Origin of the sequence: Defluviitalea raffinosedens (genome assembly GCF_016908775.1) — a bacterium.
Classification (GTDB): domain Bacteria; phylum Bacillota; class Clostridia; order Lachnospirales; family Defluviitaleaceae; genus Defluviitalea; species Defluviitalea raffinosedens.
Window position 1 is genome coordinate 15110 of record NZ_JAFBEP010000003.1, and the last position, 14750, is coordinate 29859.

16 protein-coding genes and 3 tRNA genes are annotated in these 14750 nt (G+C 36.7%); all 19 read right to left on the reverse strand.

Going from position 1 to position 14750, the window contains the following annotated elements; all coding sequences use genetic code 11:
- Positions 1–41 precede the first annotated feature (41 nt).
- Positions 42–974, reverse strand: coding sequence for a hypothetical protein (locus tag JOD07_RS03310; protein WP_204612204.1), 933 nt, complete (start codon positions 972–974; stop codon positions 42–44).
- Between the two features lie 99 nt (positions 975–1073).
- On the reverse strand, positions 1074–2036 hold the full coding sequence (gene dusB / locus JOD07_RS03315; RefSeq protein ID WP_204612206.1) for a tRNA dihydrouridine synthase DusB: 963 nt from the start codon (positions 2034–2036) through the stop codon (positions 1074–1076).
- 9 nt (positions 2037–2045) lie between these two features.
- Positions 2046–2813, reverse strand: coding sequence for a type III pantothenate kinase (locus JOD07_RS03320; protein ID WP_204612456.1), 768 nt, complete (start codon positions 2811–2813; stop codon positions 2046–2048).
- A 59-nt stretch (positions 2814–2872) separates the two neighbouring features.
- Positions 2873–3472, reverse strand: a complete 600-nt coding sequence (locus JOD07_RS03325; protein WP_243144534.1) for an ECF transporter S component — start codon at positions 3470–3472, stop codon at positions 2873–2875.
- Between the two features lie 169 nt (positions 3473–3641).
- Positions 3642–4016 carry a DUF6145 family protein gene (locus JOD07_RS03330; RefSeq protein WP_158739469.1) on the reverse strand — a complete coding sequence of 125 codons (375 nt, stop codon included), beginning with the start codon at positions 4014–4016 and terminating at the stop codon, positions 3642–3644.
- 11 nt (positions 4017–4027) lie between these two features.
- Positions 4028–5008, reverse strand: coding sequence for a biotin--[acetyl-CoA-carboxylase] ligase (locus JOD07_RS03335; protein ID WP_158739468.1), 981 nt, complete (start codon positions 5006–5008; stop codon positions 4028–4030).
- A 43-nt stretch (positions 5009–5051) separates the two neighbouring features.
- On the reverse strand, positions 5052–6971 hold the full coding sequence (ftsH, locus tag JOD07_RS03340; protein WP_158739467.1) for an ATP-dependent zinc metalloprotease FtsH: 1920 nt from the start codon (positions 6969–6971) through the stop codon (positions 5052–5054).
- A 110-nt stretch (positions 6972–7081) separates the two neighbouring features.
- Positions 7082–7609, reverse strand: coding sequence for a hypoxanthine phosphoribosyltransferase (gene hpt / locus JOD07_RS03345; protein WP_158739466.1), 528 nt, complete (start codon positions 7607–7609; stop codon positions 7082–7084).
- A gap of 48 nt (positions 7610–7657) precedes the next feature.
- Positions 7658–9007, reverse strand: a complete 1350-nt coding sequence (gene tilS, locus JOD07_RS03350) for a tRNA lysidine(34) synthetase TilS (RefSeq protein ID WP_204612215.1) — start codon at positions 9005–9007, stop codon at positions 7658–7660.
- 183 nt (positions 9008–9190) lie between these two features.
- Complete coding sequence (locus JOD07_RS03355) at positions 9191–9469, reverse strand: hypothetical protein (protein ID WP_158739464.1); 279 nt, start codon at positions 9467–9469, stop codon at positions 9191–9193.
- Between the two features lie 72 nt (positions 9470–9541).
- A complete protein-coding gene (gene spoIIE / locus JOD07_RS03360) occupies positions 9542–11938 on the reverse strand; it encodes a stage II sporulation protein E (RefSeq protein WP_204612224.1) in 2397 nt (798 codons plus the stop codon).
- Positions 11939–12277: 339 nt separating this feature from the next.
- A tRNA-Val gene (locus tag JOD07_RS03365) sits at positions 12278–12350 on the reverse strand.
- Positions 12351–12353: 3 nt separating this feature from the next.
- A tRNA-Met gene (locus JOD07_RS03370) sits at positions 12354–12430 on the reverse strand.
- A gap of 7 nt (positions 12431–12437) precedes the next feature.
- A tRNA-Met gene (locus JOD07_RS03375) sits at positions 12438–12514 on the reverse strand.
- Positions 12515–12579: 65 nt separating this feature from the next.
- Positions 12580–12873, reverse strand: a complete 294-nt coding sequence (locus JOD07_RS03380; RefSeq protein WP_158739462.1) for an FtsB family cell division protein — start codon at positions 12871–12873, stop codon at positions 12580–12582.
- Between the two features lie 244 nt (positions 12874–13117).
- Positions 13118–13639, reverse strand: coding sequence for a spore cortex biosynthesis protein YabQ (yabQ, locus tag JOD07_RS03385; RefSeq protein WP_158739461.1), 522 nt, complete (start codon positions 13637–13639; stop codon positions 13118–13120).
- Between the two features lie 12 nt (positions 13640–13651).
- On the reverse strand, positions 13652–13939 hold the full coding sequence (gene yabP, locus JOD07_RS03390; RefSeq protein WP_158739460.1) for a sporulation protein YabP: 288 nt from the start codon (positions 13937–13939) through the stop codon (positions 13652–13654).
- 84 nt (positions 13940–14023) lie between these two features.
- Positions 14024–14263, reverse strand: a complete 240-nt coding sequence (locus tag JOD07_RS03395) for an RNA-binding S4 domain-containing protein (protein ID WP_158739459.1) — start codon at positions 14261–14263, stop codon at positions 14024–14026.
- 171 nt (positions 14264–14434) lie between these two features.
- Complete coding sequence (locus tag JOD07_RS03400) at positions 14435–14713, reverse strand: HU family DNA-binding protein (RefSeq protein ID WP_158739458.1); 279 nt, start codon at positions 14711–14713, stop codon at positions 14435–14437.
- Positions 14714–14750: the final 37 nt, after the last annotated feature.

Below are 14750 nucleotides of genomic sequence, written 5' to 3' on the forward strand. Positions count from 1 at the left end.
ATTATGTTGTCAATATCATGGTTTGGCTTGTCTTCCTTCGCTTATACAATATTGCCGTAACGACAAAAATTCTCTACCTTCCATCCGTCTTTTACGATTTCTTTATGAATCTGCTTTAAATCGCCTAAAGTATATTCTTTAGACACGATAAGATCAAACCACTCCTTTGATGCAAACCAGATCATTTCACAAAAAGCAGTGGAATATTGCTTCCCCTGTACAGAAAGTATAAAATCATCTATAACCTTTAAATCAGGACATTTTATGAGTATATTCTTTACCATCTCCTTGTTGTCTCCTATATAGAAATACATTGCTCTTTTATTGCAATAGTAGAAATCCGTATGAGGTATATCTCGGCAATCTATAATAACATCAGTATACTCAAGGACTGTTTTTTTATTATGCGACAAAAGCTGCAAATTTAGTCCTACATCATCATAGATTTCTTCTGATTTTACTTTAAATCTTTCTGTTTCATCACTAATTATGTTTAAGTAATTGACGCAGGGATAAATTAAATCCAGTATTAAATCCGTTGTTTTATTCTTTCCATCTAATATAGTTACTTCTGTATCTTCTAAAGACCTGCCTGCAACTTTTAAAATAGCCCAATAAATAAAAAAAGGTATTACATAATCTCCCTTTGAGATCGGAATAGAATAATATAACTTGTTCTTTCCCTTTTCTGAAAAGCAAATCATTTTCACTTTCTTTTCTTCTAAAATTTCCATTACCCTGTCCATTAGTTTTTGAAGATATCGCTCGGATTTCCCATTGGCCTCTTCTATAGTCAAAGGAAGCTGTACTTCGAAAAACGATGTCTCTAAAAAAGGTACTTCTTCTACTTTTACAGGACAGTTTTTTAGAATATATTGATCCTTTAAGAAAGAAGGCAGTTTTTTGATCCAGTTATAACCCAAGTTGACCTCGTCCGATGTTTTTGCCCAATGTAAATATGCAACCTTTTTCATCTTTCCTCCCCTTTTCTCTCAAGCTTCCGCTTTATATATGATTGTATGTGGAGGAGAGGAAAATATTACAAAAACCGGATCGCCTTTAAAGCGATCCTGTTAAAATTGCTCCAGATATTCTTTTAGAAGTTTTTCCATTTCTTCGTAATTTTGAGCCTCATTAATCTTATTTCTGAGAACTCCTGCTTTAAGCAATCCTTTAGTATACCATGAAACATGCTTTCGCATTTCTCTTATCCCGATGTATTCTCCTTTAAATTCTATGAGCATACGGGCATGGCGAAGGGCCATATCTATTTTTTCCTGGGGGGAGGGTTCTTCTAGAATTTCTCCGGTTTGTAAGTAATGAAGCACTCTTTTAAAAATCCACGGATTACCTTGAGCACCTCGACCAATCATAATGGCATCACAATTGGTTTCTTCAAATAATCTTTTGGCAGTTTCAGGGCTTACAACATCCCCATTGCCAATGACAGGAATAGACACCGCTTCTTTAACTTGCCTTATAATATTCCAATCGGCTTTTCCACTGTAAAACTGTTCCCTGGTTCTCCCATGAACGGCTATGGCTGCTGCCCCGCTTTCCTCTGCAATTTTAGCAACTTCTACAGCTGTAATGGTATTGTCATCAAATCCTTTTCGAATTTTAATTGTAACCGGCTTTTTTACTGCGGAGGAAACTGCCTTTACGATTTCTCCAATCTGCTTTGGATTTTTCATTAAAGCAGAGCCTTCTCCATTTTTTGTGATTTTAGGTGCAGGACATCCCATATTGATATCAATCATATCAATATCACTTTCTTCAATCTTTTTTGCCATTTCCGCCAAAATCCTAGCATCAGAACCAAAAAGCTGAACAGCCACAGGATGTTCTCTTTCATCTACCGCCAAAAGCTGCTTGGTATTTTCATTGTCATACAGAAGGCCCTTTGCGCTGACCATTTCTGTGTAAACTAAGCCACAACCCATTTCTTTGCAAAGAAGTCTAAAGGGCAGATCTGTAACCCCTGCCATAGGAGCTAAAAATACCGAATTTGGAATGTCTATATCTTTTATTTTCATGAAATCCTCCTACTTATTTTTTTCGTAAATGATTCTAAGGCCTTGCAGAGTTAAAAAACCATTGACTTCTTCTATTGTCTTGGATTCAGGGGCAATGACTTTTGCCAGACCTCCCGTTGCAATAACTTTTGCCTCCGGTGACTTCATCTCTTTTTTAATACGTTTTACGATATAATCGACTTGTCCAACATATCCATATACCAATCCGGATTGCATACTGTCTATGGTGTTTTTTCCAATCACCCGATCCGGCTTTTGAATTTCTACCTTCGGAAGTTTTGCCGCCCTTTGCCACAGGGCATCAGCAGATATATTAATCCCCGGTGAAATCACTCCACCGATATAATTTCCTTCTTTGTCTATAACATCATAGGTGGTTGCTGTTCCAAAGTCAATGATAATAGCTGGTCCTCCATAAAGCTTCAGAGCTGCAACAGCATTCACAATTCTGTCCGCTCCTAATTCCCTGGGATTATCCGTTCTGATATTGAGTCCTGTTTTGATCCCCGGTCCTACAATTAAAGGGTTAATGCAAAGATATTTTCGGATACCATGCTCAAGGGAATACATAATATCGGGAACCACAGAAGCAATAACCACTTGCTCCATACTTTTGGGGTTAATATCGTTATGCTGTAATAAATTATATATGAACATACCTAACTCATCGGAGGATTTATAACCGTGAGTACTCATTCTCCAATAAGCGGTTAATTTTTCTCCCTCATAAGCGCCCAGAACAATATTGGTATTACCGACATCAATAGCTAATATCATGCTCTTTCCTTCTTTCATTAGTATATAAAAGCAGACACATAGTGTCTGCTGATCAATCCTTAAATATTATATATTTTTTTCAATCCTTTTACAATGACAACCGTCAAAATTGCTGCCACGATCATTTCGGGAATTCCATTGGCTGTAGCAATTCCCAGCAAAATCACCTTTGCAGTACCTGATTTGCCTACAGCGCTGAATGCTTCAACGACCCTTTGGGCATAAAGAATATACATCATTCCTAATACCAGGACCGTATTGGTACAGCTTCCAATCATCGCTCCCGCTATAATGGAGATATAATCATTGGCAAATTTTTGGATACCATAATATCCATAGTAAGCCATGATTCCTACTAATATCCTCGGTAAAACGGATACTAAAGGATTCATAAAGGCAAAGGACAATATACTGGTAGGCTGGGTCAGATTTCTAATGAGACTGGCAAGTCCAAAGGATAATCCTACAATCCCACCTACTAAAGGGCCTCCGGTCATGCCTCCAATAATTGTCGGAACGTGAGCAATGGTTGCACTAACAATAGGCAGTCGAATGGTGCCTATAGGCGTTGCATCCAAAATAATAGAAATTGCCACCAGCATTCCGGTTAAAACGAGCTTTTGCGTTGAGCTTCTTTTGGCTAATGCTGTTTGATTCACTTTTTCACCTCCGTTCTCGTTCCGTAAGGATACAAGACGCATCATATAATGTTTTTCATAGTCTGATTTTAATAATATATAATTTCTTGCTTTCTATAAAATATGCGTAGAAACTATATAATAATAAATATCAGCTATGGAATTTATTATAGCAAAAATAAGTGAAACTTCAATCACTGTTTTTTCTTTTTTCAGTTTCTTTTAAAATAGCTTCCTTTATGGGTTGTCCTTCTGGCGTCATGTATATCTTATACCATAGTTTCAACATTTTGATCAGTTCCCTTTGTTCCGATTCTAATCTTTTGATTTCCAAAGGCACCCCTATTTCATCAAAATCATAATCACATTCTTCCGCCCTGGCTTCAAAATACACTTCTCCATTTTCATAAAATCCAATGGTAAAAATGGCATGCAGTTTTTCTGCTAAAGAAATGCAAATCATTCGAAGTTCATTTCTGATAGAAGTGGGAATCCCATCGAATTCCGGATTGCTATAATATTTCTGAGTATAATAAGAAGCTGAAAATATCACTTTTTTCTCCATTTGATCATCTCCTAAATATAACCGTATAATCCCCTGACAGAAACTTCTCCTGAAAAAACAGTAATAACTTGTCCATCTTGCTTTTCTACCATAAGTTCTCCTTCTTTGGACAGATCTACTGCTTTACCGATAAATTCCTCATTTCTATGGATAATTTTTACCTCTTTTCCAAGGGTTAAACAGTGGTTCTTATATTTTTCAAGCAAATCTTCCATATCTTGATTCTTCATATAGAGTTCATAATATTGTTCAAGGTACATTAAAATGGCTTTTACGATCTCTTTTCTGTCATACTCCTTTTCCCCTTCGATTTTTAAAGAGGTAGCAGTATTTTTTAAGTCTTCTGGAAAGGAATCCGTATTCACGTTAATGCCTATCCCCAGAATAATATAATTGATTTTTTCCATTTCAGCGCTCATTTCTGTTAATATGCCGCATATTTTTTTATTGTGCAGCACAAGATCATTAGGCCATTTTATTTGAACCGGAAGTCCTGTTGCCTCCTTTATTCCTTCACAAACCGCAAGTCCTGCCAATAAAGTAATTTTAGAAGCATCTGTAGGTGCAATAGACGGTCTTAAAATCACCGACATCCATATGCCCGTTCCGGCCGGAGAAATCCAAGTTCTTCCCAGTCTCCCCCTGCCAGCCAACTGTTCCTCCGATATGACTATGGTACCTTCCTTTTCGCCGCTGGCGGCCAGTTTTTTAGCTTCTTTATTGGTTGAATCGATCTGATGATAATGAACAATCTTTCTTCCCAGCCATTTGGTTTTTAAATGATATAAAATTTCGTCTTCTGTCAATAAATCAGGAGTTTCCTGAAGTAAATATCCCTTTTTTGTAACGGATTCTATGACATATCCTTCTTCCTTCAGATGAGAAATAACTTTCCAGATAGCAGTTCTTGAAACACCTAAAACTTTGCTTATTTCTTCTCCGGATACATATCCGTCGGAGTCCTTTAATAATTGCAGAATTTTTGATTTCATCTTGTACTCTCCTAATCTATGTATTGAAACAAAACACTACAGCTTATACTGTAGTGTTTTCACTGGAAATCTCTGAAATTTCTTCTTTGGAAGTTTCTGTTTCACTTTGAGAAGTTTCCGATTTTTCTTCCTTCTCTTCAACTTTATTAAATAATTCTGCGAATTCTTTTCCTGATATTTTTTCTTTTTCCATTAAAAGCTGTGCTGTCTTATGGAGGATATCGATATGATTTCTTAAAATAGCCTGAGCTTCTTCATACGCGTGCTCAATAATCGCTCTGATTTCTCTGTCAATCGCTCCTGCCACTGCTTCTCCATAATTTCTTGTATGAGCAAGATCTCTGCCTATAAATACTTCGTCGTTGTCATCTCCAAATTGAATAGGGCCGAGGCTGCTCATACCGTATTTCGTTACCATATTTCTTGCAATAGCTGTAGCCCGCTCTATATCATTGGAAGCCCCGGTGGTAATATCGTCTAAAATAATCTTTTCAGCGGCTCTTCCTCCAAGAAGGCTTATGATTTCCTGTTCCATACGCTTCTTAGTCATATACATTTTGTCTTCTCCAGGAAGAGGCATTGTATAACCTCCTGCCATTCCTGTGGGAATAATAGAAATGCTATGAACCGGATCAAGTTCCGTAAGCACCTGATGAATAATCGCATGACCTGCTTCGTGATATGCAGTAATTTTCTTTTCTTTTTCAGAAATCACTCGACTCTTCTTTTCAGTACCAATACCAACTTTTACAAATGCCTTCTGAATAGTTTCCATATTGATTGCGCGTTTACTTTCTCTGGCTGAAAGCAATGCGGCTTCATTAAGTAAATTTTCAAGATCCGCCCCTGTAAAGCCAGCGGTTGTTTGCGCAACTACTTTAAGATCTACATCTTCTTCAAGAGGCTTTCCTTTTGCATGGACCTTCAGAATTTCTTCTCTTCCCTTTACATCTGGTCTACCTACTACAACCCTTCTGTCAAAACGGCCGGGACGGAGCAACGCAGGGTCAAGTATATCCGCTCTGTTAGTCGCTGCGATAACAATAACCCCTTCATTCACTCCGAAACCATCCATCTCAACAAGTAATTGGTTCAGAGTTTGTTCTCTTTCATCATGGCCTCCTCCAAGACCTGCTCCCCGCCTTCTTCCTACGGCGTCAATTTCATCTATGAAAACGATACATGGAGAATTTTTCTTAGCCTGTTCAAAGAGGTCTCTTACCCTGGAAGCTCCTACCCCTACGAACATTTCAACAAAGTCTGAACCGGAAATACTAAAAAACGGAACTCCCGCTTCTCCAGCTACAGCCTTTGCCAGCAAGGTTTTACCTGTTCCCGGAGGTCCTACCAAAAGAACACCTTTAGGGATTCTCGCTCCCAGTTCAACATATTTTCTGGGCTGTTTTAAAAAGTCAACAATTTCTTTTAATTCTTCTTTTTCTTCATCTAATCCTGCTACATTATTAAAAGTAACTTTTTTCTTATCATCTACAACCATTTTAGCACGGCTTTTACCAAAACTCATTACCCGGCTTCCGCCGCCGCCCCCTTGTACTTGCTGCATAATGAATATTAGCAGAATCACCACTAATACCATAATAACAAGGGAAGGTAAAAGCTGTATGAACCAATTGGGCCGGCTAACTGAATAAGTAACAATTTGTGTATTTTCTTCAAACTGCTCAATACGTTCCATAAAATGATCCACACTGGGAACACTAATAACAACCAGATCTCCGTTTTTCAGAGTCGCTTTGACTTCTGCTCCTCTGGAATCGGCATCAGGATAAATGTCTAATCTTTTAACTTCTTCATTTTGCAGATTTTTAATCAATTGATCATAAGTAACCTGATTTTCAGGACTATTAGGGATACTATTTGTAGTAAAAATCACAGCTAAAATGATGATAATAAAAATCAGCATATATAAGCTGAGCCCTTTAAAATATTTTTTCAAACCCATTCCTCCTTCCTGTCTCTAAAAATGCCCTAGGCACCTCGTACAGTTATAAACTTTGCCATCATATTATGATACCATACTAATCCAAGGAGTGCAAGAAAGCCCCCGGATGCTTATTCTTCCGTATCTCTCATCACAGCTATATATGGAAGATTTCTGTACTTTTGCATATAATCAAGACCATATCCCAGAACAAATTCATCAGGAATCGTAAAGCCTACATAGTCTACTTTAACATCGGATACTCTTTGCTCTGGTTTATCCAGAAGGGTACAGATACGAAGGCTGGCCGGTTTTCTGTTGTTTAAAGTCTTAACTAAATAACTTAGGGTACGACCTGAATCAATAATATCTTCAACAATCAACACATGTTTCCCTTCTATAGGTTCATCCAGGTCTTTTACAATTTTTACAACCCCACTGCTTGTCATTTCATTGCCATAACTGGATACTGCCATAAAATCCATCTCTAACGGAAGATCGATCTCTTTAGAAAGATCCACCATAAACATAACTCCACCTTTTAAAACACATATTAAGCAAATTTCTTTTCCGGAATAATCCCTGGTAATTTGCTGTCCCAATTCCTTAATGCGATTTTTAATTTTTTCCTCTGAAATCAGTACGTCTAGTTGCTTCATTACAATGTTCCTCCCATTTTACAAATAAATAAATGTCATCATTATATCTCATACTTCATCTTTAGTCAAAGGAATCCACCTTACCTGTAAAACTTTTTCCGTGGATGAAGTAATTTTATAAGCATCGCTATACCGATAACCAATCACCCAAAGAATTTTATTCCCATCTGCCAGTAAGGGAATCCTGTCTCTTTCATCCCTTGGAATTTTTTCATCAATGAAAAAATCCTTAAGTTTTTTGGTTCCATTTTTAAGAAGAATACGGTCTCCAGGCTGTTTCGTTCTAATATGCAGACCAGTTTCTATTTTATCATAGTCAAAACTTTTCGTACAGGTATTCTGATGAGATAAGTTAAAATTCTCTTTATCCAGTACGATTACTTCCACCTTAGCATTCAATTCTTTTACAAATATGGTTGAAGGTACAGAAACATCGTAGCAAAATCCTTCAAAAAGTTCTTCTCCTGCCTGAAATATTAAATCTTCATACTGCCTTTTTACAATGATATCATTAGGCAGACAAAGCTTTTTACCCGTACCTTTCCTGCTTAATTCAATAACGTCCAGAACATGGTTTAAGTCGATGTTTTTCAACTGTCCCCTTAACCTTTCCAGAACGATTCTTATGATTCGCTTTTGAAGGACAGGATGATATGAGCAAAACAAAGGATTATCCAGTATTACAAGATGGGCTTTTTCTTCTTTGATACAGAGCTTGAGATGCTTGTTTGCCTCATCGTTTAAAAAGCTTTCTTCTTCCCTGAGGAGGGTGCTCATATTGTATAGGGTCTTAACAATATTTGGATTGAAATTTTTTTTAATAAAAGGAATCAGTTCATTGCGTATTTTATTTCGGGTGTATATGTTGAGTGCATTGGTATAATCTTGTCTATAATGTATATGATTTTCCAGGCAGTATTGTTCGATCTCATCCCTGGTAAATTCGAGCAAGGGCCTTATTATATGGTCCCTGACCGGAGTAATGCCTCCTAATCCCTTCATGCCACTGCCTCTAAACAACTGCATTAATACCGTTTCTGCCTGGTCATTCATATTATGGGCCACTGCAATTTTGTCCCCGTGGGTTTCTTCTCTCACTTTTTCAAAGATCTCGTACCGAACTGCTCTGCCAGCTTCTTCTTCACTGCATTTTCTTTTTAAAGCCTCTTTTTTCACATCTATGTTATATATAAAGCATGGAATATCCCATGTTTTACATATGTCACGAACATAAGCTGCATCCTCTTCAGCTTCTTTGCCCCGTATTCCGTGGTTGATATGAACAGCAGTTATTTTAAATGGAACAATCCGGGATACTTGCTTTAACAGATGAAGCAGACACATGGAATCTGCTCCTCCGGACACCCCGACTATTATATTATTATCTTTTTGTATCATATTATATTCTTTTATAATTTTATAAATCCTCTGTAACATAGGCACACCCATCAGAAAAATAGTTTTATATTTAGATGATACAAAATGCGTTATATAAATGCAAGTGTCGTACTAAAAATAGTAAAAAAGCAGTGCACAATTCGTACACCGCCCAAAAACTATGTATTCACTTAGATGCTGTCATCAGAAAATCTGGGATGCAAAATAGATAAAGAGTACAATACTTAAAAACAAACAGCCGTTTAAGATCCAATCTGTACTCCGTTTTTTAAGTTTTCTGCCGGAGTATATCGGTTTGCTTTTTTTCATATAATTTCCGATGATTTTTTCTGCTTCAGCAACAATATCCTTTGGCATTCTATTAGGATTTACATCTTTATTCAAGATGAAAATGGCCTTTTCGTACCAACCACCCTTGTCATTTTCAATAAATACCACTCGGCCGTTAGAAAAATATTCCATAGGAAAACCTCCATCATACTTTATGTTCATGGATAAGTTTTCCCTATATTTGTCATTATATGCATGTAAAAATCACAAATATTTTTCCCACACCTTAGCGACTAAAATCGTCATGTCATCTTCTATTTCATGATCAGAATTCTCTTTTGCAATGTTTAAAAGATAATCAGCAATATACTCTGGTTGGTTGGTATCTATGCCTTTCAGGATCTCGCTGAACCATTTTTCTTTTTCTATGATGTCTTTCTTGGAGTCTAAAACCCCATCCGTCACCATAACAATAATGTCTCCGTCTTTTAGTTTCTTCTTGGTGACATCAATATCTACATTGCTCAGCATGCCTACCGGCAGGGAAGAAGAACCAATAACTTCTACCATTTCTCCTCGTTTTATGAATGCTGAAGCGGCTCCAATTTTAACAAATTCCGCAACTCCTGTATACAAATCGATAATCGTCATATCGAGGGTTGAAAAGAAATCCTCGTTGGATTTTAAAACCAGTACGGAATTGATCATTTTAATGGCCAGATCCTTGTCAAATCCTGATTCTATGAATTCTTCCAGAAGTTCTATGGCTGCACTGCTTTCTTCGCTGGCTTTATTGCCGGTCCCCATGCCATCAGAGAGAGCTAAAAGATATTGGCCGTTCTTTATTTCCATAAAGGAATAATTATCTCCCGATATGGCATTGCTTTCTTTTGATTCTCTGGCTACTCCTGTCATAATCCTGAATTTTTCTTCTTCGATGAGTTTCATCTTACATTTGTCTTTGCTGCAAATGCCAACACATCCACTGTCTATGACTTTCATTCTCCTGCCCAGAATCTTACTTACTACAGGCAGAATATTTTTTGTACACAGCCGCTTCCCTTTGCAAGGAGAATGCTCAATCACCACTTCGTATTTATTTTGACGGTTCAAAACTACGATTACATCAGATACAATAATTTTTTCCCGGTCCAGTTCTACTTTAATGGCTTGTTCCAGTTCTTCTTTGAAATAAACTTCTCCGTATACTTCCATTGCTAAATTGCCAATGATGGATGAAACCCCTTTTAATTGCTCTGATACCAATTCCCTGCTTTCCACTATTCTGTTATGCCAAAGCAGGTTTAATTTATACAGTTCAAACATCCTGTTGGTCGTATCAGTAAATACATCTACCCTTAAACATTTATCCACAAAATCTTGCGGAATATCACTAAGGTCGATTCGGGATTTTCTTTCTGCAGCGGATAAAATGCTAAATACAGTTTGGTATGTATTATAAAAATCAGTCTCCCAGCAATGGGAACACAAACCGCAATCCTTGCATACTCTGGAAGCAACATCTTCAATCAGCATGGATACATCCCGCTGATTTAAACTGGTCTTTTTTCTGGAAATATTAGAAAATGTCCTGGATAATTTTAAAAAAGCATTGGAAAACGCTTCTAGTTGCTGCGCTGTAATGTCTCTTATGCGTTTATAATAAACTTCTTGCCCTGTTTCAGATTCATTGTTTATAAACTGTTTAATATAGGTTATAACTCCTTTAGGGAAAGTAAAAAACAGAATACTGGCTGCAATAATGGGTTTTAAAAAATCATAGGTAATCGCTGTGCCCTCAAAATAAAAAGAAACGATCATCTGTCCTAGTAAAAAGCCTATACCGCTCCCTATTCGTCCGATGTCTTTAAAGAGTCCAGTAATCATCCCGGATATACCTAAAACCCCAATAGATCCTGCAGGCATTACCCCAATAAGGGTTAGTATAGTTCCAATCACAATGCCTACAGTTCCTCCTATAGAAGGTCCTCCTATAAATCCAAATAGTAAAACCAGGAATATACTAATCACTTCTCGAAAATAAATTCCACTGACAGAAAAATCAATAACACCAGCAATGGCTGTCCCAAAAATTAAAATCAAACTGATAATTTCTTCATTGCTTAAAATCGTTCTTTTTAAGGAACCTTTTATACATGAAATTGCACTGCCATATATGTACGCAGCTGTAAAAACAAAAATGCTTTCTAAAACTGCTACAATCAAATAGTAGCCCGAAAAACCATTAATAGCCGCAGTTAGTATACCCATGGCAAAGCAGGAACCCATGGCAAGAACAGCTTGTACAATTTTAGTTGGCTTATAGCCCCTGGCTTCTACCAAATACTGAAATACAAGCATTAAAACAAAAGTTCCGATATATTTTGAAGACAAAACAGAGTCTCTTACACTTAAAACGCCTGCACAAGTGAATAAAAGCAACCAAATTCGATTGGCCTTCGCAGGCAAACCTGCAGCAAAATAAGCAATGCTTAGAGGAAGTAAATTGGTAAAAAGAATGACTCTGGAAATTGTAAATCCTACAAGATCAATGAATAAGTCCTTATAAGTTACGTCCAGGAAAAAATTTTTCCAATGGATGGTTTTTTTCGCTTTCGGCAGATCTACTTTCTTAAATGTACTATATTCTACGCGTTCCATATTTATCGTACCCCTCCCTATTTTTGCTTTTTCATTATAATAGAAAGGGATTAAATTATTTGTCACTATCTGGAAACTCATCCAAAAACCTTTAGACAACTTGTCCATCCATTTTACAAAAACTAAAAATACATACCTCTTGAATGCTGTTTTTTGTATATAACTGATGGTTTGATGAAACTCTTGATAGTACTTTCTTCATATGGATCCTGTAAAAACACAAGAAAGCAACACGTTTTACTTGTGAAATATAAAAGTTGGCATAGGAAACTCGGAGAAATTTCCTATGCCAACAACAAAAAAAAGATATATGCAAAGATTTGCATATATCTTTTTAGATGGGCGCAATAGGGCTCGAACCTATGACCCCCTGCTTGTAAGGCAGGTGCTCTCCCAGCTGAGCTATGCGCCCTTATGGTAGCGGAGGACGGAGTCGAACCGCCGACACTACGGGTATGAACCGTATGCTCTAGCCAACTGAGCTACTCCGCCACATTTTTGGTTGCGGAGAGAGGATTTGAACCTCTGACCTTCGGGTTATGAGCCCGACGAGCTACCAGGCTGCTCCACTCCGCGACGAAAAACATAACTGACAATGTTATATTATAAAGAGCTTTTGAGGGTTTGTCAAGTATAAATTTTTATTCAGTTTTTTCCATAAATACAATTTCATCTTCTTTTACCATGCCCAGTTTTTCTCTTGCCACTTTTTCTACATAGATGTCTGATTGAATATACTCTTTTTCTTTTAAAAGCAATTCCTGCTCTTCTTGGGCCAATTGAATTTTTTCACTGTATTCTGCTTTTTGTTTTTCCAGACCCCTGTTAATTTTTTGCAGATCATAAGTTTTAAATGCAATCATCCCAAAAAACATAGCTAAGAATAAAACATTCCAGCTAATAAAGCGTTTCTTTTGTCTTTTTCTCCTACTCAATACAATCCCCTCTTTGCCCCTCTTGATCATCCAGTGCATCAACTCTTCATACAGTATTTAAACAAAAAAGTTTCACAGGGGAAACTCTCGCACCAAACACAGTTGCCAAAACCGACAAAATATAATACGCGCGAGTACATCTCCTGCCCGCAAGGCTTTTTATTACATAGGAAATCCGGATGAATTTCCTATGTAATAAAACATTCTTCATCCAACTCCGATATCCTTTTTTCTTAAAGAAACTTTAAACTTTTTTATACATAATATAAAGTTCTCTTAACATTTGCTTTGATTTACGCTTTACCCGATTCTTTGATTTATGTATAAAGATTTTAGTTCGTACCCCCAGGATTCTCATAGGGCGAGAAATCCATTTATAGGGATAAGAAAGGATTTTTAGAATCATTCTAATAGGTATAAGAACGATCTTTATGAGTCCCCGGATTATTCTCTTGATCCAGTATATAATCCAGTCAGAAATTTTCATAAGGAAAATACTAAAAGTAAAAAAGTAAGTTACATTTCCAAGGAATGCGCCAAGTAAAGCAAATCCCCTAATCTCCCCATAATTCTTGCTGAAAAGTACAAAAAACATAAAACTGGATACTATGATCCAATAAATCAAGTCTTCTAACTGAATGACCCAGTTAGGATGAGGAATAATCTTTCTGATGATACGGAATACGTCATAAAAAATTCCTATAATGATACCTGCCTCAACTGCTGCAATAAATATCTGTGCCTGCTCACTAATAGATACAATCAAGTCAATCCACTCCTACTTAAAGAGCTTTCCTAAAAATGAATTCCCTTTCTTGGTAAAAGCCTCTCCATCATGATAAATCAAGCTCTCTATTTCACCTTCTATTTCCAATTCTTTTTTCTCCAGATTGAGCTTGTTTACATGAAGTTCTGTACCTTTTATTGTGAGCATACCCATTTCTGTTTCAACATCTACATTTTCTTCATCAAATGCCAGGACATCCAAAACTCCTGTGATTGAAAGCGTTTGGCGATCCTGCATTATAATATTATGGCCTTTTTGATTTACAATTTTGTCCTCCATAACATTACCACCTTTCAATACAACCTGCAAACTTTCCATTTTATTTATATATATTGAAGGTTGTATTGAAAAATGCGTATAAGTCTATAAATGTCTGTACATATTCTCTACTTCTTCTTTTTTAACATGTTCCTTAACATCCAACACTTCAACTTTTGTAGTGTTATTGCCAAAGCGGATCTCTATAATATCCCCTACTTTAACAGCAGTACTTGCCTTGGCTTCTTTTCCGTTTATCAAAACTCTTCCGGCATCACAAGCTTCATTGGCAATCGTTCTTCTCTTAATTAAGCGGCTTACTTTAAGATATTTATCTAAACGCATGGATTCATCTCCTAATATTTTTATTTTTTTTAAGTAAAGAAGTTTCCATCCTGTCCGGAGGGTTTTTTATTACATAAGAAATCCGGAGGAAGTTCCTATGTAATAAAAAAATCTACACTCGAAAAAGTGTAGATTTGTCATTTGAAATATGTATCATGCGCATCAAGTATTTTACTTTGCATTTACTGCATCTTTTAAAGCTTTTCCAGCTTTAAATCTTGGCGCTTTAGAAGCAGGAATACTCATTGGTTCTCCTGTTTGAGGATTTCTGCCTTCTCTGGCTGATCTTTCTGCTACGTCAAAAGTTCCAAATCCAACGAGTTGAACTTTTCCGTTTTTAGCAAGTTCTTCTGTCACCACTTCTTCGAATGCTTTGAGTACTTTTTCTGTGTCTTTTTTGCTCATTTCAGCTTTTGCAGCCATAGCTGCTACTAATTCGGACTTGTTCATAAATCCTTCCTCCTCTTATTTCATTTTACATTTGTAA